The organism is Psychrobacter sp. Marseille-P5312 (assembly GCF_900291405.1).
Taxonomy (GTDB): domain Bacteria; phylum Pseudomonadota; class Gammaproteobacteria; order Pseudomonadales; family Moraxellaceae; genus Psychrobacter; species Psychrobacter celer.
Map to the genome: position 1 here is coordinate 2,550,555 of NZ_OLML01000001.1, position 20,550 is coordinate 2,571,104.

Annotated in this window: 14 protein-coding genes and 1 pseudogene; 6 read left to right on the forward strand and 9 right to left on the reverse strand. The window is 46.5% G+C overall.

What is annotated here, in order from left to right; genetic code table 11:
- Positions 1-105 precede the first annotated feature (105 nt).
- The 3 genes from alr to dnaB all read right to left on the reverse strand — a co-directional run bounded on the left by alr (position 106) and on the right by dnaB (position 3,988).
- Complete coding sequence (gene alr, locus C6W44_RS11055; RefSeq protein WP_105245630.1) at positions 106-1,215, reverse strand: alanine racemase; 1,110 nt, start codon at positions 1,213-1,215, stop codon at positions 106-108.
- A 101-nt stretch (positions 1,216-1,316) separates the two neighbouring features.
- Positions 1,317-2,393 carry an RNA-guided endonuclease InsQ/TnpB family protein gene (locus tag C6W44_RS11060; RefSeq protein ID WP_105245632.1) on the reverse strand — a complete coding sequence of 359 codons (1,077 nt, stop codon included), beginning with the start codon at positions 2,391-2,393 and terminating at the stop codon, positions 1,317-1,319.
- 191 nt (positions 2,394-2,584) lie between these two features.
- Positions 2,585-3,988 carry a replicative DNA helicase gene (dnaB, locus tag C6W44_RS11065; RefSeq protein ID WP_105245634.1) on the reverse strand — a complete coding sequence of 468 codons (1,404 nt, stop codon included), beginning with the start codon at positions 3,986-3,988 and terminating at the stop codon, positions 2,585-2,587.
- Positions 3,989-4,347: 359 nt separating this feature from the next.
- Here dnaB and pdxA point away from each other — a divergent pair, with 359 nt between their 5' ends.
- A complete protein-coding gene (pdxA, locus tag C6W44_RS11070) occupies positions 4,348-5,442 on the forward strand; it encodes a 4-hydroxythreonine-4-phosphate dehydrogenase PdxA (RefSeq protein ID WP_105245637.1) in 1,095 nt (364 codons plus the stop codon).
- A 139-nt stretch (positions 5,443-5,581) separates the two neighbouring features.
- On the opposite strand, the pseudogene C6W44_RS11075 reads toward pdxA, so the two are convergent.
- Positions 5,582-5,686, reverse strand: a pseudogene (locus tag C6W44_RS11075) (IS1 family transposase); the annotation flags it as partial.
- Positions 5,687-5,762: 76 nt separating this feature from the next.
- Here C6W44_RS11075 and C6W44_RS11080 point away from each other — a divergent pair.
- The 3 genes from C6W44_RS11080 (at position 5,763) to C6W44_RS11090 (ending at position 8,970) form a co-directional block, all read left to right on the forward strand.
- Positions 5,763-6,596 (forward strand): cation transporter, encoded by an 834-nt coding sequence (locus tag C6W44_RS11080; protein ID WP_025644116.1) that lies wholly within the window; start codon positions 5,763-5,765, stop codon positions 6,594-6,596.
- Between the two features lie 621 nt (positions 6,597-7,217).
- Positions 7,218-8,081 carry a 16S rRNA (adenine(1518)-N(6)/adenine(1519)-N(6))-dimethyltransferase RsmA gene (gene rsmA / locus C6W44_RS11085; RefSeq protein WP_105245639.1) on the forward strand — a complete coding sequence of 288 codons (864 nt, stop codon included), beginning with the start codon at positions 7,218-7,220 and terminating at the stop codon, positions 8,079-8,081.
- Positions 8,082-8,133: 52 nt separating this feature from the next.
- Positions 8,134-8,970 carry a symmetrical bis(5'-nucleosyl)-tetraphosphatase gene (locus C6W44_RS11090; protein WP_105245641.1) on the forward strand — a complete coding sequence of 279 codons (837 nt, stop codon included), beginning with the start codon at positions 8,134-8,136 and terminating at the stop codon, positions 8,968-8,970.
- 80 nt (positions 8,971-9,050) lie between these two features.
- Here C6W44_RS11090 and C6W44_RS11095 read toward each other — a convergent pair whose 3' ends face one another.
- Together C6W44_RS11095 and cadR are read right to left on the reverse strand one after the other, a co-directional pair.
- Positions 9,051-9,383 carry a YnfA family protein gene (locus C6W44_RS11095; RefSeq protein ID WP_105245643.1) on the reverse strand — a complete coding sequence of 111 codons (333 nt, stop codon included), beginning with the start codon at positions 9,381-9,383 and terminating at the stop codon, positions 9,051-9,053.
- Positions 9,384-9,437: 54 nt separating this feature from the next.
- The gene (gene cadR / locus C6W44_RS11100; RefSeq protein ID WP_105246652.1) at positions 9,438-9,848 is read right to left on the reverse strand and encodes a Cd(II)/Pb(II)-responsive transcriptional regulator; all 411 of its coding nucleotides are present in this window, start codon (positions 9,846-9,848) and stop codon (positions 9,438-9,440) included.
- A 180-nt stretch (positions 9,849-10,028) separates the two neighbouring features.
- Here cadR and C6W44_RS11105 point away from each other — a divergent pair, with 180 nt between their 5' ends.
- Together C6W44_RS11105 and C6W44_RS11110 are read left to right on the forward strand one after the other, a co-directional pair.
- Positions 10,029-12,170 (forward strand): heavy metal translocating P-type ATPase, encoded by a 2,142-nt coding sequence (locus tag C6W44_RS11105; protein ID WP_105245645.1) that lies wholly within the window; start codon positions 10,029-10,031, stop codon positions 12,168-12,170.
- A gap of 31 nt (positions 12,171-12,201) precedes the next feature.
- Positions 12,202-13,278: an RNA-guided endonuclease InsQ/TnpB family protein gene (locus C6W44_RS11110; RefSeq protein WP_105245647.1), complete on the forward strand. Its 1,077-nt coding sequence runs from the start codon at positions 12,202-12,204 to the stop codon at positions 13,276-13,278.
- A gap of 415 nt (positions 13,279-13,693) precedes the next feature.
- Here the strand turns inward: C6W44_RS11110 and C6W44_RS11115 are convergent, their stop codons facing one another.
- The 3 genes from C6W44_RS11115 to C6W44_RS11125 form a co-directional block, all read right to left on the reverse strand.
- Entirely contained in the window at positions 13,694-16,159 is a 2,466-nt protein-coding gene (locus C6W44_RS11115) for a site-specific recombinase (RefSeq protein WP_105245649.1), read from the reverse strand.
- 370 nt (positions 16,160-16,529) lie between these two features.
- Complete coding sequence (locus C6W44_RS11120; RefSeq protein ID WP_105245651.1) at positions 16,530-18,314, reverse strand: acyl-CoA dehydrogenase C-terminal domain-containing protein; 1,785 nt, start codon at positions 18,312-18,314, stop codon at positions 16,530-16,532.
- 268 nt (positions 18,315-18,582) lie between these two features.
- Positions 18,583-20,376 (reverse strand): acyl-CoA dehydrogenase C-terminal domain-containing protein, encoded by a 1,794-nt coding sequence (locus C6W44_RS11125; RefSeq protein ID WP_100749676.1) that lies wholly within the window; start codon positions 20,374-20,376, stop codon positions 18,583-18,585.
- Between the last annotated feature and the right edge of the window lie 174 nt (positions 20,377-20,550).

Below are 20,550 nucleotides of genomic sequence, written 5' to 3' on the forward strand. Positions count from 1 at the left end.
CTTGCTATAGAGGCTCGATGCCATCTGTGCGTGTAGACTGGCTAATGACATAAAACCCTTTACCAGTCAGGATGCCAAACCTGTCAGTGATTCAAGTTTAGGTATTTAGTGAGCGGCTATACGGGCTGGGCGCGTGCTCAGGCGACATAATAGCTCATAGCTGATCGTCCCAGCGTGGCTTGCGACTTCATCGACGTGCGGCGCCTCACCCCATAAGATGACTTTGCTGTTTAAGGCGGTGCCTGCTGGCATCGTGCTGGCATCGATAACGATCATATCCATGGCCACGCGTCCAAGCACGGCACAGCGATAGCGCTGCTGATCTGCGGCATTGATGACGGTCACATAAGCGTCACTGCTGATGACGCGAGGGTAGCCGTCACCGTAGCCGATACTGACGAGGGCGGTTTTGGTATCGTGCGGTGCTGACCATAAGCTGCCATAGCCGATGGCATCATTGGCACTGACTGTCTGCAAGGCGATGATTTGGGCGCAAAGCTCCATTGCAGGCTGCAAGTCTAACGTAGCTGCACTTTGGTCGACGACCGGTGAGCTACCATATAAAATAATACCAGGGCGTACCCAGTCATGATGATGCTCTGCAAAATTGACGATACCTGCTGAGTTACACAACGAGCCTTTTACTTCATCGCTGACGGTGTCTTTTAAGGTTTGCAGCATGTCGTTAAAGCGCTGAATTTGTAGCGCATTTAGCGGGTGGCTGCTGTCATCGGCATTGGCAAAATGTGTGGTTAAAATCAGCTGATAGCCGCCTGCATGTAGCCGCGCCGCCGCATCGATAACGCCTTTGGCATCAAACCCTAAGCGATTCATACCGGTATTGTATTTTAGCCAAACCACGCGCGTGGCACTGCTGGCAGGTGGGGTGTTGTCTAGCGCCCACATCAGCTGCGGCTCATGATGAATCACGCAGCTGATATCTTGGGCAATGGTGGTCTGCCATTCATCAGCGGTAAAGGCGCCTTCAATGAGCCCAATGGTTTTATGCCAGCCCAATTGCCGCGCCTCTAGAGCCTCTGCCAAAGTAGCCACACCGATGCCGTCGGCTTGCTGCAGGGCGGGCAGTACCGCCGCCACGCCATGACCATAGGCATTGGACTTGACCATGGCGAGTACTTTAGCATTTGGGGCCAGTTTTTTTACTTGGTATAAGTTATGAGTGAGGGCTTTTGGTTTGATAGTAATGGTACGCATAATGGGCTTCTTTATTGGCAACGTGATTTGATAAATCAACTTGTTTTATGAGCAAATACATCGATTGACTTCCTCCCCTCCCTAAAGTGAGGGGATTCCTACTAAAGACGGCCAAGCCCGACCGCGAGAATGTTTTTTGCTCCATTAACATCTCTGTTATGGGTCGTTTTACAAGAACGACAAAACCATACTCTTATACCAAGCCCTGATCTACCTTTCGGACTGTCTTGGCGGGAGCCGCAACACGAGCAGATTTGGGTGCTGTACGCTTCATTGACTTCAATATAGTGGCAACCTGCGTTCGCGCATTTGTAGTCCAGTTGCCGCTTAATCTCAAACCAACCAGCGTCATAGACGGATTTGGCCAGTTTGGATGAAGTAAATGAGTTTGATTTGATTTTTCCAACAACGATTAGGCTGTTGGCCTTAACAAGCTTTGATGTGAATTTATGGATCAGATCTTGGCGGGTGTTTTTAATCTTGGCGTGAATCGCACGGACCCGCTTTTTGTTTTTAGCTCTTTGGGCAATGGCCAGTTTTTCAGCGTATTGATGCGTGACTTTGATTTGTAGCTGATCACCCTCACTACTGACTGCTGAATCTTTACAGCCCAAATCAATACCGACTTGGCCAGTGCCACATTTAATCTTTGGAAACTCTTTGACGGTGATACAGGCGTACCATCTGCCTCGTGCATCTTGTACCAGCTCACAGGTGTTGATGTTGTAGAGCGAGAGATTATAGCTATCCCACAGATCAATGATTAGTTTTTTGCCTTTAGCAAGGCTTAGCTGAATCGTAGATTTAAGGCTTTTCTTGCCTGATTGACGGGTTAATAGGTGTTTTATGGCTGTCTTTTTAAAAGGAATCCAGCCCAAGCTTCTTTTCTTGGCCTTTGGGTTGTTGGTGCGCCAGTTGAGTTTGGCTTTTTTAAACTGTTTACGGGATTTAGCGTGAACCTCACTAATCGCTTGTAAGGTTTGACTATGCAAGTTTAAATACTCGCCACTGCCTTTGGTATAAGCGGCCAAGTCATAAGCTGAAAAGAATTTGCCTGTGCGCTTAAGATGTTTAAAACTTAGCTCATTAACATAATTCCAGACAAAGTTGACCGACCCAGCCAAGATATTGAGCTGAGTGGCGTGTTTGTCTTTGATGCGTAGCTTGAGCGTTTTCATGGAATAATTATGATCTCAATGCAGTTGGGTATCAAGGTATTCGCCATACTGGGCGACAATGACTGACGCCTGATAAAAAGGGGATGAAGCAATAAAGCCAATGCGATATCAATGGCGCTGATATCGCACTGGCTAGGGTTCGTGATGGTTTGTTTGGGTTTTATTAAATGCTCAATCGTGAGTGTTTGGGGTTACTCATCGTTTTCAAAACTGACACCTTGATAGTACTCAGGCGTTAGGTTGATAAAGCGGGTAAACTGGCCTTCAAAGCCCAAACGTACGGTACCAATGGGCCCGTTACGCTGTTTACCAATGATGATTTCGGCCACGCCTTTGAGGTCTGAGTTTTCATTATAAACCTCATCGCGATAGATGAACATAATCAAATCGGCATCCTGCTCAATTGCCCCTGATTCGCGCAAATCCGACATAATAGGGCGTTTGTTTGGGCGGTTTTCCAGACTACGGTTAAGCTGAGATAAAGCGATGACCGGACACTCAAGCTCACGTGCGAGCGCCTTTAGACTACGAGAGATCTCAGAGATTTCGCCCACACGGTTACCATCGAGGCTAGGGACTTTCATCAGCTGTAGATAATCGACCACAATAGCGCCTAGCTTGCCATCATGGTTTTTGGCGATACGGCGGCAGCGTGAGCGCAGCTCAGAGGGCGGTAGCGCCGTACTGTCATCGATGTACAGATGCTTGGATTGTAGATGCTGAATGGCGTTCATCATTTTCGCCCATTCGTCCTCATTCATTTGGCCTGAGCGCAGGTGCGTTTGGTTGATCGCCCCCCAAGAGGATAGCAGACGCATGACGATAGACTCAGCGGGCATCTCCATAGAAAACACCACCACTGGCAGGTCTTCATTAAACAATACACCTTCTGCCAAGTTCATGGCAAAGGTGGTTTTACCCATAGATGGACGGGCGGCGACGATGATTAAGTCGCCAGATTGTAAGCCTTGCGTTTTATTGTTCAATTCTGCAAAGGGCGTTTGTAAGCCAATCATGCCATCGGGGTTGGATTTTAGCTCTTGAATTTGGTCGATGACATTGGTCAGCACCGAGGTAATACCGACAGGGCCTCGCTGCTCGGCGCGTTTATTATGCTGCTCATTGATGCTAAATATCTTACTCTCGACATTGTCTAAAATATCACTGACCGTTTGGTCTTTTGGATTATATGCCAGTGCCAGCATATCGTTACCAGTGGTAATCAGCTGGCGTAAGGTAGAGAGCTCACGCACGCGCTGCGCATAGGCGGTGAGGTTAAACAAGGTCGCTGGGCTTTGACTCAAAATATCTGCCAAATAGCTGTCGCCGCCTGCACTTTTTAGGAGTTTTTGTGCCTCTAGCCAGTCATGGACCATCACAGTGTCATAAGGCTCGCCAACGGCAGCTAAATGGGCAATCGCATCAAAAATGTATTGATGCCGACCCGCATAAAAGTCGTCTTTGGTGACGATATCGGCAATCTTGTCGTACGCCTCTTCAATACTCATCAAAGAGGCCAGTAGCGCCTTTTCGATATCGATATTATGCGGCGGTGTCTGATTGAGTAAGTCGTCGGATTTATCGTTGTCTGCCATGAGTGCCTAATGTGTCAAGAGTCGGTATAAATATGCTATAAAAAAGGTATGGATGGGTATGTGGTAAGGTTTTTATTTTAGTAATAGTGCAGCAAAATGACGCAACAAAACAAAGGCGACGCACGGTTATGCTAGAGGTACCAAACGTGGTCTCAATGCTTGCTAGTAAATGCTACAATGAAAGGCGAAAGTTTAACACATTCTGCCCTTTTTTCGGACGTTATAAATAATTATCTGTAAAAACACCGTCTTTGATGAGCGAGAATTTTTAAGATTAGACTTAACGAGGAAATCTGATTTTTCTAATAAAAAATAGAATTAAATCAAAGTGTTAATGTAAATATAGGATGGTTTTAACTATGCAAAAAAAATTGCCGCTATTAATCACCACCGGTGAACCTGCTGGTATCGGTATGGATATTGTCTTGCTACTGGCCGATACAGGTAAGCTACAAGACTTTGCGCGTCCTATATGGGTCACTGCCGATCATACCGCGCTGCAAAAGCGTGCTGATATGTTGCTGGCAGCGGGCGTACTACGAAGCTGTCCGCGCTGGCAAACTGTCGATTTAGACATAGCAGCTGATAATTTCTTAGAGCAGATGCCACAGCAAACGCATATGAATACTCATGATGGCCATGCGTTTATTTTGTTAAATACGCCTTGTGCTCAATCCGTCATTTGTGGACAAATTAATACGCGCAATTCGGCCATGGTCGCCCAGCAGTTAGAGATTGCCCATCAATTGGCCACCTACAAAGCCATCGCGGCCATTATCACAGGACCATTACAAAAGTCAGCACTGATCGATGCCGATATCAGATTGCCAGATGGCACCATGTTCAGCGGTCATACTGAGTTTTTTATGCAGCAAAGCGGCTGCGATAAAGTGGTGATGATGCTCGCCAACCAAGCCATGAAAGTGGCGCTTGTCACCACGCATTTGGCCTTAAAGGACATCCCTGCTGCCATCACCGCTAATAATGTACGGCAAACGGTAAAAATCGTCATCGATGATATGCAAGAAAAATTCGGTCTGATGCAGCCACGTATATTGGTCTGCGGTCTAAACCCACATGCAGGTGAGGGTGGACATTTGGGAGTGGAGGAGATGGAGATTATCAATCCCGTATTGCGTGAGTTTATCGCTGCCGGGATTAATATCTCTGAGGCGATGCCAGCGGATACGCTATTTACCCCCAGACACTTAGCAAACTGCGATGCAGTCATTGCCATGTATCACGATCAAGGCCTACCAGTGCTCAAATCGCATGGATTTGGCGATACAGTCAATTTAACCTTGGGGCTGCCTTATATACGCACGTCAGTGGATCATGGCACGGCGTTAGACTTAGCAGGGAGCGGCGGTGCCAGTGCTACCAGTCTGTATCAAGCATTAAATATGGCTAATGAGATGGCAGACAGATCCATTGTTAGTGGAACTATTGTATAAGTTGCTGTCTTATCTAGATTTGTTAGGCATTATGGGATAAGTCTAATGTCAGCTATGTCTATTTATAAATTATCAAGCATGACCTGATATAATTGGTTTCATTATACCGGTCTGTTTTAAGTGGCCTATAAATGGGGTTACAGGGATAAATAGCTAGTTCCCTTGGGGTATAGCTTTTGAAACCATTTTTCTTTATATTGTCACTTAGACAGGCTGGGCATTTGATGTATAGTGTCATTTGCATTTCACTATTTATCAATTTCTCAGCCTGTTTTTTTCCAGCCTACTTTTTGAACCACCACCCGGATATAAATGTAGCTATGAATAAAACAACTTTTAAAATATCGAAGATGGACTGCCCTTCGGAGGAAAACCTAATCCGAATGAAATTAGAGGGCCACTCGAATATTGAACATCTTGAGTTCGACATTCCTAACCGTCAATTAACTGTGTTTCATCATGACAATATAGAAGGGATAGAGACTGCTATTCATGACCTAAAATTAGGAGACACCCTACTCTCGACCGAAACCATTGACCCCTCTGATCCCAACAATAATTTTAAAATTGATGCTGACTCTAGTCACAAAAAAGATGCTGAGCAAAGAAAGCTACTATGGATAGTGCTGGTCATTAACTTTGCTTTCTTTATTATTGAAATGAGCACGGGACTGATTTCTCGTTCGATGGGGTTGGTCGCCGACAGCTTAGATATGTTAGCAGATAGCTTCGTGTACGGAATTAGCTTATTTGCGGTCGGTGGAACGGTCATTAAGAAAAAACGGATTGCTAGAATTGCCGGATATTTTCAAATTACGCTAGCGATTCTTGGTTTTTTAGAAGTACTAAGACGTTTCTTTGGCAATGAGCAGTTACCTGACTTTTCTACCATGATAGTCATATCGATTCTTGCGCTAATTGCAAACTCGATTTGCCTCTATTTACTACAAAAATCGAAAAGCAAAGAAGAAGAAGCCCATATGCAAGCCAGTATGATTTTCACTTCAAACGATGTGATTATCAATTTAGGGGTAATTGTTGCAGGGATTTTGGTTAATTGGTTACACTCTAGTACGCCTGATTTGATTATTGGTAGCATCGTATTTGCTTTAGTTATTCAGGGCGCCTTTAGAATATTGAAGTTGAGTAAGTAGCCAAGCCTAATAACTGAAGCAAATAGCTCAAGTAAGTAGCTTAATTAAACCGCTAAGTGTAAAGTAACTGGGTTTGAAGCAAATAAACATCATAAGGATATGAGACCTCAAGCAATGATTGAGCAAACTTTAAATCTAGTCACCACCAAAGACCATCAGCAAGTTGCCGTTTGGCGAATAATAGATGATGAAGTCTTTGATAAGAATCTGGGAGACCTTCCTAAATTTTGTGTAAGTATTTAATCTAAACGTCAGTTACACAGAATCTGGGATGGTCTCTTCAAGTCCTCACTAGCGCACCGATCATAGATAGAATATCTATGGTAAGTACATCATGAAGTACACTGTGGCTATCTCAGCAAGTTGAAACCTTAATACCATTAGCTCACAGCCAAAGATTCAAGTCCTCACTAGGGTACCGCCCTTATTCACATTATGGTTCTTATGTTAGATGGTTCGAGAACAAAAAGCTGCCGTGTTGATTGTGCTAGATTGTACATGGTTTATAGATAAAATATCTCAAAAACACGCCCTAATTATGAGCTGTGTTATAATTTACTATTATAACACCAGCACATTGCTACCATCTCTCATTTATCTTTTATCCATTAAGACCTTTTTATGTCCAAAACTACTTTTGATGCTCAAAGCCTTGCTTCCAGTCTACGCACTGCCAAACACCAGCCGCGCAAACGTTTCGGTCAAAACTTCTTGCATGATACCAGCGTTATTCGCCAAATCGTCGATAGCATTCGTTTAGAGCGCGACGATAATTTGATTGAGATTGGACCGGGAATGGGCGCTTTGACTGAGCCGCTATTGGCAGAAGTGGATGCGATGACGGTGGTGGAGTTGGATCGTGATTTGGCAGATAGCTTGCGTATCCGTATCGGTGCCAACAGCCATCCGAACTTTACTATCATTAAAGACAATGCCATGCACGTCGATTATCGCGAGCTGTATAGCGCTGAGCGTGGTAAGCTGCGGGTGGTGGGCAACCTTCCTTATAACATCTCCACACCGATACTTTTTCATCTGCTTAGCTTTGCAGATGTTATTCAAGACATGCATTTTATGCTACAAAAAGAAGTGGTTGAGCGTATCACCGCGGATGTCGGTAGCAAGACCTATGGCCGTCTATCGGTCATCATGCAGTATCACTGTGATACCGACTATCTACTGGCAGTGCCACGCGGTGCGTTTAATCCACCACCTAAAGTCACCAGCGCCGTGTTTCGCTTGACCCCGCATATCGACAAGCCAGTGGTGGCAGAAGATGAAGAGTATTTTGCTATCGTCGTTCGTGAGACTTTCAATCATCGCCGGAAGACATTGCGCGCTATCTTTAAAAATTCGACTTTGTTGCCGACGCTAAGCGAAGCGGACTTTGCTGCCTGTGCCATCGATCCGCAAGCCAGACCTGAGACGCTGAGTGTCCAAGACTTTGTCGCGCTAAGCAATCACTCGCGGCATTTGCTTGTATAGCAAGACTACTGTTTGTTGGTTATGATTTTATAGATTGATTTATTGAGGGTTTATGGGGTTTCGTCATCAGTATGTCATCGGCGATTTGCAAGGTTGTTATGCCGCTTATCGTCAATTACTCAACACGTTAGCATTTGACCCGACCCAAGACAAACTGTGGTTTGCAGGTGACTTGGTCGCGCGCGGTGAGGATTCGTTAAGCACGCTGCGCCATGTCAAGTCGCTGTGTGAGCAGGGCGCAGCGGCGACCGTGCTAGGCAATCATGATATCAACTTGATTGCGGTCTGGCGCGGCGCGGCAAAGCTCAAAAATAAAGACAAGACCGCGCCGATTTTTGCTGCTGAAGATTGTGATGAGTTGCTAGAGTGGCTGCGTCATCAGCCAGTATTGGCTTATCCTGATGAATATACGGTATTGGTGCATGCGGGTGTGCCGCCGCATTGGAGCATCGAGGCTGCGTCTGATTACGCGCGGCAGTTAGAAGCGGCGCTGCAAAGCAGTTTGCCGCAGCTGGATGCGCTATTGCCCAACCTATATAGCAAGACAGCTGATAAGTGGCATGCACAGATAAGCGGCTATACTAAGCTGCGTGCGATTGCTAATTACTTCACACGTATGCGCCTATGCAAACAAGATGGCACCTTAGAGTTTGACTTTAGTGCAGGGCTGCAAGAGCCGATGCCTGATGACTTCGCGCCGTGGTTTGAATGGCAAGTACCGCGTACGCGTAAGATACTCTTTGGTCATTGGGCTGCGCTCAAAGCCGAGGTCGATCTGCCACATGCACGTGCGCTAGACGGTGGCTGCGTATGGGGCAATCATCTACTGGCTTATCGTTTGAGCGATGGTAAGGTTGTTACCTCAAGCGCCCACTGCCCGAGCTTGTGACGAGATGATAGTTAATTTCGTTTTGGATGTCTGTTAATAGGCTTGAAGAGAGTAATGGCTGTTTTCAATGGGGTATTGCACTATGTAGTGCGCGGTGCAAACATGATAATAGCCATGCCTAGCAGTGCCACTGATGTGCCTAAGATGTCCCACGCCGTTGGTTGAATACCATCGACAGCCCATAACCATAGAATTGCAATCGTTACATACATACCACCGTAAGCCGCATAAACCCTACCAACGGCGGTTGGATGTAAAGTCAGCAGCCAAACAAAGGCGGTCAAACTAAGGGCGCTGGGAACAAGCAGCCATATTGACTTACCTTCTCTTAGCCATAAATATGGCAAGTAGCAACCTACAATCTCTGCTAGTGCAGTAATGGCAAAAAGCCCGACAGTTTTTAATTCAGACAAAATTATTCCTTTGATTATTTATCATCCAGCGTCTAAACAATACGGCTGATGTCTCTACTGATGACAAGAATTATCAGCAAGGGCATTTAATATCCCACAGGATACTGCGGGTGCGCTAGATAGGCATTTTTTTCGCAAATCCATTAGATGCTGTTTTAACTGCATCAACTCTTCAATACGAACTTCTACCGCCTCAATATGCTCATCCAACAAGGCATCTACATTGCCGCAGTCTCTGTCAGGCTCATCCCAGTATTGTAGTAACACCCGTACTTCATCCAACGTCATATCAAGCGTACGACAGTGCAGGATAAACTGTAGACGCTCGATGTGCGTGTCATTATATAAACGATAGTTGCCTGCACTGCGTGAAGGCTCAGGCAACAATCCTTTCTTTTCATAGTAACGAATGGTTTCTACTGTCGCGCCTGTGCGTTTAGCGAGTTCTCCGATTTTAATCAGCATAACTGCCTCTTGAGCATTAAACATTAAAGTAACTATAAAGTTTAATGGCTAATAAATCAATGTTATGACGTTAAAGAAGAAGCACCTTGACTCTAAAGCCACTATAGGGTTCATAATAGATTTATAAAAAATGCTTATAGCAGCACAAGTTATCAGGACAACGCATTAGGAAAAATAATTATGCAATATCATATCGAAGGTATGGACTGTGCCAGCTGCGTCGGTAAAATCGAAACGGCGCTCGCTCGTATGCCTGACATCTCTGATGTACAGCTTAACTTTGCCACCAAAAAGTTAACGCTAACACTGGCTCCTGATGGAGAGACGCAATTTAGTGATATCGAAAAAACCATTAAGCGCCTCGGGTTTGGTATATCTGCCATAACGGATAAATCAACCGCAGCAAATAGTAGCCGTCAGTCCGCTACAGAGCAGCCACGTTGGTGGCAAAGCGGCAAAGGTAAGCGAGTCATTGGTCTTGGTATGTTGATGAGCGCTGCTTACGCGCTATCAGTGGTTTTTTCTGATTATGGCATGTGGGCATTTGCTGTTGCTGTCATTGTGGGCGTGTCTCCTTTTGCTCGTAAAGCCTTTGCCTTAGCGTCGACCGGCACGCCTTTTTCGATTGAGATGCTGATGTCTATTGCGGCAATTGGTGCGCTTATTATTGGTGAGCCTGCAGAGGCAGCAGCAGTGGTATTCTTATTCTCAGTCGGCGAGCTACTAGAGAGCGTGGCTGCTGATCGCGCGCGTGCTGGCATTAGGGCTTTGGCGTCACTGGTGCCAAAGACTGCGATTTTACTTGACGCACAAGGCGGGCAGCGCGATGTACCGGCGTATTCACTACAAATCGATGATTTGGTGCTGGTACGTCCGGGCGATAAGGTATCTGCTGACGGCATTATTACTCAGGGCGCATCTAGCCTTGATGAATCGCCCATCACCGGCGAGTCTATCCCCGTTGCCAAAACAATAGGCGACAAGGTGTTTGCAGGCGCTATCAATATGGAGGGCGCGCTGCACATACGCGTAGAAAAAACAGCCGCTGACAATATCATTGCACGAATCATTGAGCTAGTGGAGCAGGCACAAGCCTCCAAAGCGCCCACTGCGCGCTTTATTGAAAAGTTTAGCCGCTACTACACGCCAGCAGTGATGGCGATTGCCGCTTTGGTTATCGTTATCCCGCCGTTAGTGATGGGCGGGGAGTGGGCAACTTGGTTATATCGCGGTTTGGCATTATTGCTCATCGCCTGTCCTTGCGCCCTCGTCCTATCCACACCGGCCGCTATCGCCTCGGGTCTGGCTGTTGGGACGCGCCGCGGCCTGCTAATCAAAGGTGGGAGCGCGTTAGAAACCATTGGTCGCGTCAATACGGTTGCTTTTGACAAGACAGGTACGTTAACGGAAGGCAAACCCCGCGTGACCGATGTTGTCACTTTTGCCCAGCAGTATATGGATGCTCAAGATGAAAATGCGATATTAGCGCTGTTTGCCAGTGTTGAGTCCGCCTCTAACCATCCGCTTGCAAAAGCCATCATCGATCACGCCAAAACGGCCAATATTGCCATACCAGTAGCGTCTAAGGCTCACGCGACTGCAGGTAAAGCTGTGCATGCGACGGTAGCTGGGCACTCTTTAACCATCGGCTCTCCTGTATATGCCGCCGACCAAACCTCAATAACCGCCAAACAAAATGCCCAAATCGAAGCGTTACAAAATGAAGGAAAAACGGTGTCGGTACTGTTCGATGAGCAAAGCTGTGAGGTGCTCGGGCTAATCGCGCTACGAGATGAGTTGCGGGACGATGCCAAAGAAGGCGTAGCACAGCTTCATGCAATGGGGGTTTGCTCCATGATGCTGACGGGCGACAACCGCCTTACTGCTCAAGCGCTTGCTAGTCATCTAGATATAGAGTGGCAAGCTGAGCTGTTGCCCGAAGATAAGCTGCGTTTGATAGACGAGATGAAGACTAAAGCCCAAATAGCGATGATTGGTGATGGTATCAATGATGCGCCAGCGTTAGCGACTGCCGATGTCGGTATCGCGATGGGCGGTGGTACTGATGTCGCCATTGAAACGGCTGACGTCGCTTTATTAAAAAGTCGCGTGACCGACGTCGCTCATCTGATTGCATTGTCACGTGCAACCTTATCTAATATTCATCAAAACGTGATTTTTGCGCTGGGCCTCAAAGCAGTGTTTTTAATCACCACGGTACTCGGTATCACTGGTTTATCATCCATCGCCGTAAAACCACGTCCTTCTAGGGCGTGGATATCAGGCGTCAGTCATTGTCGTACAATATTGCGAATGCCTTGATAACCAACTGCATTGAGATCATAATTATTCCATGAAAACGCTCAAGCTACGCATCAAAGACAAACACGCCACTCAGCTCAATATCTTAGCTGGTGCGGTCAACTTTGTCTGGAATTACGTCAATGAGCTAAGTTTTAAACATTTACAGCGCACAGGCAAATTCTTTTCAGCTTATGATTTGGCCGCTTATACCAAAGGTAGTGGCGAGTATTTAAACTTGCACAGCCAAACCTTGCAAGCGATTAGTGAGGTTCACGCTAAATCCCGTAAACAGTTTAAAAAAGCCAAACTCAACTGGCGCACCAACAACCCAAAGGCCAAGAGAAGAAGCTTGGGCTGGATTCCTTTTAAAAACACAGCCATTAAGCACCTAGCAACCCGTCAGTCAGGCAAGAAAAGCCTTAAATCTACGATTCAGCTAAGCCTTGCTAAGGGTGAAAAGCTGACCATTGATCTGTGGGATAGCTACAATTTAGCCCTGTACAGCATCAACACCTGTGAGTTGGTACAAGACAATCGTGGTCACTGGTACGCCTGTGTCACCGTTAAAGACTTTCCAAAAACTAACTGCGGTGATGGCCAAGTCGGTATTGATTTAGGCTGTCAGGATTCAGCAGTCAGTAGTAATGGCGATGTTCTAACCACTAAGCTAACCCATCAATATGCTGAAAAACTGGCCATTGCTCAAAGAGCCAAGAATAAAAAGCGGGTCCGTGCGATTCACGCCAAGATCAAAAATACCCGCCAAGACTTAATCCATAAATTCACCAATAAATTAGTCAAAGCCAACAGCCTAATCGTTGTTGGAAAGATTAAATCAACATCATTCACTTCATCCAAACTGGCCAAATCCGTCTATGATGCTGGTTGGTTTGAGATTAAGCGGCAACTGGATTACAAATGCGCGAACGCAGGTTGCCACTATATCGAAGTCAATGAAGCGTACAGCACCCAAACCTGCTCGTGTTGCGGCTCCCGCCAAGACAGTCCGAAAGGTAGAGAAGGGCTTGGTATAAGAGAGTGGTTTTGTCGTTCTTGTAAAACGACCCATAACAGAGATGTTAATGGAGCGAAAAACATTCTCGCGGTCGGGCTTGGCCGTCTTTAGTAGGAATTCCCTCACTTTAGGGAGGGGAGGAAGTCAAGGATCGCGGTATTGGCTGATACTGGCGCAACCGTGCTGGTTACACTTAATGCTTTACGTTTAATGCGTTTTAAAAACGTCCATTAGCAAGCGCCCTTAACACAACGAGATATTGAATACCTGTAATGCTTAGAGCGTGTCCTTACTTCAATAGATAATCATCTAAATGGGTTAAAGATGGCTAACTCTGGTCAAACGCTGTCAATTAGCTGACTAATAGCTCGATATTCTCTGCGCTGTGTTCGTTGTTTGATGACAATGTTTGATCAAAATATCTAATCACAATGTTTGGCTGCCATTCATCTCATTTTTATCACCATTTTTAAAATAAAGACACGCTCTATATAAACCCGAGTTCGGAATAAGCAAAGTGCCTGTATTAACTGGGCAGTTTTGGTGGCTTTTTGGGTTTTGGCAGTGGCGTTTTGGCCTCGCCTGCAGGCTTGCTATCAGGGGCGCTCATGCTTTGGTCAGCACTATTTTGGTCAGTATGATGGCGCTGGTTTTGCGCGCTACTATCAGCTGACAGATTGTTGGTTTTGCCGTATTGAATATCATTGGCGTACGGTACACTGTTTAGCTCTTCATCGACGAGGCCGTCATCTAAGTCGATGACTTTTTTTGGCGGTGCATGCGGCTGTATATGATCGCCTTTTGGTTGATTGGCGTAGTATATGTCGGTGCTGGTCTGCGCATTTTGTGCCCCTGCCTGTTTGGACTCAGGCAGTATTCTGACATCGGATAGGCGGCGTACCACATAGTTATGCGGTATGGTCTGTCCGCCTTTATGGGGGCTGGTATCATCAAAAATCATATGTCCTTGACTGTCAATTCGAGCGTACTTCATAGGCTTATCACGCGGCCAGATAAAGTCAGAAGGATGGGTGAGCAGGTGACTAAAAAGTTGCTTGGTTAAACGGTTCCACTCCATAAATTTGACTTCTTTGGAGCGCAATGCGACAAACAATGCCAGCGAGAAGCTGACTACAAGGTTCGTCATACCGATGAGCGCAACCCCTAAAATAGAGGTAAGTACAATGGTCCAATCTAGTTGGCTCGACGATAGATTAAATAAGCCATGAGCTAAATCCGCAGAGGCAAAAGCAATGTGGCGGATATCGATAGGTAGGCCGAATATAAAACCTATGGTAGCGGTACTGCCTAGAAATACGCCAAATATAAAGTTGCCCATAATGGCGCCGAGATTGGCTTCGATAAAGCCGCCCAAACGCTGAAGCCAAGCTTTGGGTAATAAGTATTGCAAAAGCTTATGACGCTGAATACGGGCGCCGATTTGGTTGTAAACCGCCAAATTATCATAGTAACCCGCGATAAGACCAGACAAAAATAAATACACACCAGCGATAGCTGCATGGGGAAGCGCCAAGGAGTGAAAGGGGTCAAGATTATGCAGCAAATGTGCGGCTTTATCAGTGTTCACCATTGCTTCGCCCGTATTATGCAGCCAAACGAAAGAGATAGTTAGGGCAACGGGTATGGCCACCATAACATTACCCATGATGGCAACGAACTGTGTTCGTAAGATATCGACTACCAATTCTGATAACTTATTTAACTGATGCGATTTCTTACCAGAACCATCAGATATGGTAGAGGCGATTGCCGCTGCCGTCATAGCGGGCTGCTTGGTGGCGACCGTACCATGGACGATATGAATAAAAACAAAGCCCAAACCATAAATCATACTATTAACAAACGCGCGTCCCATCGGCGCTAAGGCCAATTGATAGGCCAGTATCTTGATGGTAGCCATAAAGGCAATGACAAAACCGCCGATAGAGGCCTTTTTAAACATTTTTTGATAGCCAGCTTTGTCGGTACTGATATAGTGCTCACCGACGCGGCTGGCGTTTTCTGTGACTTTGCGCGATAGCAGTTTGGTATTATTGTCAATCAAATAGCCAATACTATAGCGGCGATTGGCCGTGGTAATCAGCGTCTGCACCAGCTCAATCACCGCATGATCTCGCTTTTGATGATCATCGGTCACAAGCTCGGTCAAGATGCGCATGCGCTGCAGGCTTTGATCAAGGCGCAGCATCATGTTGGTCAGACGAATAGAGATACCTGTTTTATAAATGCGCTTACGTACGGTGGCGACGATGTCTTCGCACTGCTCAAGCATGACCAGCAAGGGCGCTGGGTCTACGGCTTTTTCGGGCGTGATGTCTGTCAGCGTATCTAGCTCGTGGGCTTGGCGATACTGATTGACAAACAGCACGGCTTCTTGGTTTTGGGCGACAAAAGACGCAGAGTAGTTGAGTATCTGAGGATACGACTCCATCAGATCGGGGTGCAAGCCAATGCCGCTAATGCGGTACGATAAGATAATAATGGCGTTTAATATATTGTTTTTGGCGGTAGCGACTAGATCCAGATGCTGCTCATTGACTTTTAATAGCTCGACCAGCGCATCCCACTTGTCGCGCTCGATGTTGGCCAGCCAGCGTTCATCAGAGCGCTTATTAAATAAATAACCCACCAGTTCAACGACGGAGTCTTCTTGCGGCAATAAAGGCAAAAACCGATGCCCAATCAGCCGGCGCAGACTGTTAAAAAATCCTTGATCCGACATGATGCCGGTGTCGGTGTATAGCGCAATTTGTCGATACTCGATAATGAGCTTTAATACAAAGCTGGCCAGCCCATCTGCATACTCTGGATGCTGACGTAGGATATCGATTAGTGATTGAATGTTTTGATTGGCTAGGGCAGGCTCTCTATCACTGACGCGCAGCTCATTTATCAAGCGCTTGAGCACCACCGGATCGGGCACATCACTGAGCGCAGTAATCTGTTGCAAAATGCGTTTTAGTTCTGACACGTTGCGTCCTTTATTATGAGAGGATTTATTATAAGCGGCTTTTATTATTTAAGAGTCATCAAAGTTGCTGGGCGACCAACGAGCAGCACACCATCAGACAAGTATCCTGCGTTATTTTAATCATAACGATAGTTCGGTGGTGAATTATTTTGTTAGCAGTTATTTTTACTAAGGCGTGTCCTTAATACAATCGACAGTCACCTAAATGGACTAAAATGGCTAAATATTATCAAACGGCGTCAAATCACTCACGAATATCTTGATATCCATAGCATAGACCTATAACACAGACCAAATGGTTTGGGCAAAAAAAGGGACAGTCACCTAGCTGTCCCTTTTTTATATCTTTTAATGTGCCAATCGCGACCGATTAGTTGGCAGGCACATCAAAATAATCAAGATCAAAGTTCATCATTGGGTCACTACCAGCTTTGACCATCTGTGCATGCGCATTGATACGTGGCAAGATACGGCCAACGAAATAATCAGCAAGCTTGGCTTTGTTGGTGTAGAACTCACCCTCTTTGCCATTGGCGGCCTCGACCATCAAGGCAAACATATACGAGTAGGCAAGGTAACCAAAGGCATGCATATAGTCAACCGCGCAGCCGTTGATTTCGCTCTTACGCTCGCCGATATTGCTCAGCACTGTGGTGGTCAGCTCTTCGATGGTGTCAGCTGCATCTAGGGTGGCCTGCTTGATGCCATGATCGGCCTGCATGTTGTTGACAAAATCACGAATTTCACCTAAGAAATGGGTGACATATTTGCCGTTGTTTTTTGCCACTTTACGACCGAGTAGGTCAAGCGCTTGAATACCGTTGGTGCCTTCATAGATCTGCGCGATACGAGTATCACGGACGATTTGCTCCATGCCCCATTCGCGGATATAGCCATGACCGCCAAATACTTGCTGGCAATCAACCGTGGCTTCTAGTGCTTTGTCGGTTAAGAAGGCTTTGGCAACTGGCGTCAGTAGGGCAACGCGCGCCGCCGCGGCTTGAGCGGCCTCTGGGTCAGTACTAAACTTTTCTTCGTCAAGGTTTTTGGCGACATACATGGCAAAGCAGCGTGACGCTTCGGTGTTGGCTTTGGCATTTAGCAGCATGCGGCGCACATCAGCATGATGGATGATGGCATCAGCAGGTTTTTCTGGGCTTTGGATTTGGGTGTCACTGCGACCCTGACCACGGTCATTGGCGTATAATGCTGCGTTTTGATAAGCCAGCTCAGAGCCACCAAGGCCTTGTAGACCCATGGTCACACGCTCATAGTTCATCATGATAAACATAGAAGATAAGCCGGTGTTTTCTGCGCCCACCATCCAGCCTTTGGCGTTATCAAAGTTCATCACGCAAGTCGCTGAGGCTTTGATACCCATCTTGTGCTCGATAGAGCCAACCGCCAAGGTGTTGCGCTCACCCAAGCTACCATCTTCATTGACCAAAAATTTTGGCACGACAAACAATGAAATGCCTTTTGAGCCTTCTGGCGCATTGGGGGTTTTTGCCAACACCAAATGAATGATATTGTCAGTGAGGTCATGCTCACCACCAGTGATAAAGATTTTGGTACCAGAGATATTGTAGCTACCATCATCGTTTGGCACGGCTTTGGTTTTGATGATGCCGAGGTCAGTACCTGCATGTGGCTCAGTCAAGCACATGGTGCCCGACCATTCGCCGGCGTACATTTTTTCTAGATAGGTTTGTTTTTGCTCTTCAGACGCCGCCGCGTTGAGGCAAAGCGTCGCGCCAACCGTTAGGTTAGGGTAGAGGGCAAAGGATTGGTTGGCGGTAAATACCATCTCTTCGGTCAGCATGGTAACCATCTTTGGAAAACCTTGACCGCCGTACTCAGCATTACCACTCAAGCCCACCCAGCCTGACTCGGCATACTGCTTATAAGCTTCTTTAAAACCAGTAGGCGTGGTGACAACGCCCTCACCCTCAAAGGTTGCGCCTTCTTCATCACCGCTACGGTTGATAGGCAACAAAACGTTTTTTGACAGTTTTGCCATTTCTTCTAAAATCATATCGACGGTTTCCGTATCGACATGAGCTAGGTTTTCGTTATTTTGCCAAAACTCAGGCGCGTTAAATACATCGTTTAAGATAAAGCGCATGTCATTAAGAGGGGCATTATAAACAGCCATAAACATTCCTTTGGTTCAAATAAATAAAAGTTGGAGCGATGAAAATAAGAAGTGCCAAACGTATGGATTGCTTTTTGAGGTCATCTGTGCGACTCATAATCAAAGCAACGGCTAAGCAAAGTTTAACAAATAAGCTTATGAGTGGGTGTGTTTCTTCGTGAATTATGCGTACACCAAAATATAATTGACCAACAAAATCGGCAACACACCTTGGTATGTTGCCGATATAAGTACAGTGTGCTGTCGTCAAAATACTACAAAAACACTATTAAAACGCAAATTGATCCACATCCATGGTCATATACGGCTCAACACCTGTGCTGATACGCTGTACATGCGTGGTGGTACGCGGCAATAATTTTGCAAAGTAGAATTGCGCGGTTTTGACTTTGGCATCATAGAAAGCTTTTTCGCCAGTACCGTCTGCCAATGCCGTCTGCGCGACCAAGGCCATACGTGCCCATAAGTAAGCTAGGGTCACATAACCGCTAAAGTATAAGTAGTCAACAGCCGCACCGCCAACTGCATCTGGGTTTTCAGTTGCTTGCATACCGATGCGTGCAGTCAAGTCGCCCCATTCTTTGACGTGCTTGGCAAGTGGGCGGATGAACTGACCCATCTCGTCATTGTCTTTGTGCTCTTGGCAGAACGTCTGGATGATGTTGACAAAGTTGGCCAGCATTTTACCTTGTGAGCCCAAGACTTTACGGCCGAGTAGGTCGAGCGCTTGGATTTCTGTGGTGCCTTCGTAGAGGCAAGCGATACGCGTGTCACGGACGTTTTGCTCCATGCCCCACTCACTGATAAAGCCGTGACCGCCATAGACCTGTACGCCATGGTTAGCCGCTTCTAGGCCAGTTTCGGTCAAGAACGCTTTAGCAATCGGCGTCAACAGTGACAGCATTTGGTCAGCAAACTTCAGGTCATCGCCTTCGCCTTTTGCCACAGTATCCGCAAAGTGTGAGAGGTAATAAACCAGCGCACGACCGCCTTCAGCAAAGGCTTTTTCGGTCAACAGCATGTTGCGAACCGCTGGATGAACGATGATTGGGTCAGCGACTTTTTCTGGCGCTTTGGCACCTGATAGTGAGCGCATCGCTAGGCGGTCTTTGGCATAGGTCAATGAGCCTTGGAACGCATATTCTGCTGCGGTCAAGCCTTGAACTGCTGTACCGATACGAGCGACGTTCATAAAGGTAAACATGCACTGTAAACCGCGGTTTTCTGGACCAATCAAGTAGCCTTTTGCACCATCAAAGTTCATCACGCAAGTCGCTGAAGCTTTGATACCCATTTTGTGCTCGATAGAGCCACAGACGACGTTGTTGTTTTCGCCAAGGCTGTTGTCTTCATTGACCAACACTTTAGGTACGATAAACAGTGAGATGCCTTTGGTGCCAGCAGGCGCGCCTGGTAGACGGGCTAGAACGATATGAATGATGTTGTCGGTGAGGTCGTGCTCGCCTGCTGAGATGAAGATTTTTTGACCGGTGATGCTATAAGTACCGTCATCATTTGGCTCAGCTTTGGTACGGATAATACCCAAGTCAGAGCCCGCGTGGGCTTCTGTCAAGCACATGGTGCCTGACCATTCGCCGGTGACCATTTTTTCTAGGTAAGTTTGTTTTTGCTCATCAGTGCCATGGTGCTCGATGGTTTGAATTGCGCCATGCGATAGGCCAGGATACATAGAAAATGACCAGTTAGCCGTACCGATCATCTCATTGATGACCGTTGATAGTGAGAACGGCATGTTTTGACCACCAAATTCTTCTTCAGCTGATAGCGCTGGGAAGCCAAGCTCACAGTACTGCTTATAAGCTTCTTTAAAGCCTGTGGGTGTGGTCACAGTACCGTTGTCAAACTGGCAGCCTTCTGCATCGCCGCTTTGATTCAAAGGTGATAGCTCGTTTTCGGCAAAGCTTGCCGCCATTTCAAATAGGCTGTCCATCAACTCACGATCAGCCTCTTGAAATGCAGGTAACGTTTTGTAGTGGCTTTCACTATCGAGTAGCTCATGCATCACGAATTGAATGTCACGTAAGGGCGCTTTGTATTGCATAACTTCCTGTCCTTTTTAACATGTCAGCAGGCACAGTCTATAGATTACGATAGTCGGTAGGCTCACTACAGTAAGTTGACAAGCACAAATAAATAATAGGCTGCCATACAGATAGACTACGTGCGCGATGACATAAAATGGTATTGAAAAGAATGGTGATTGTCAGAGTCGGTT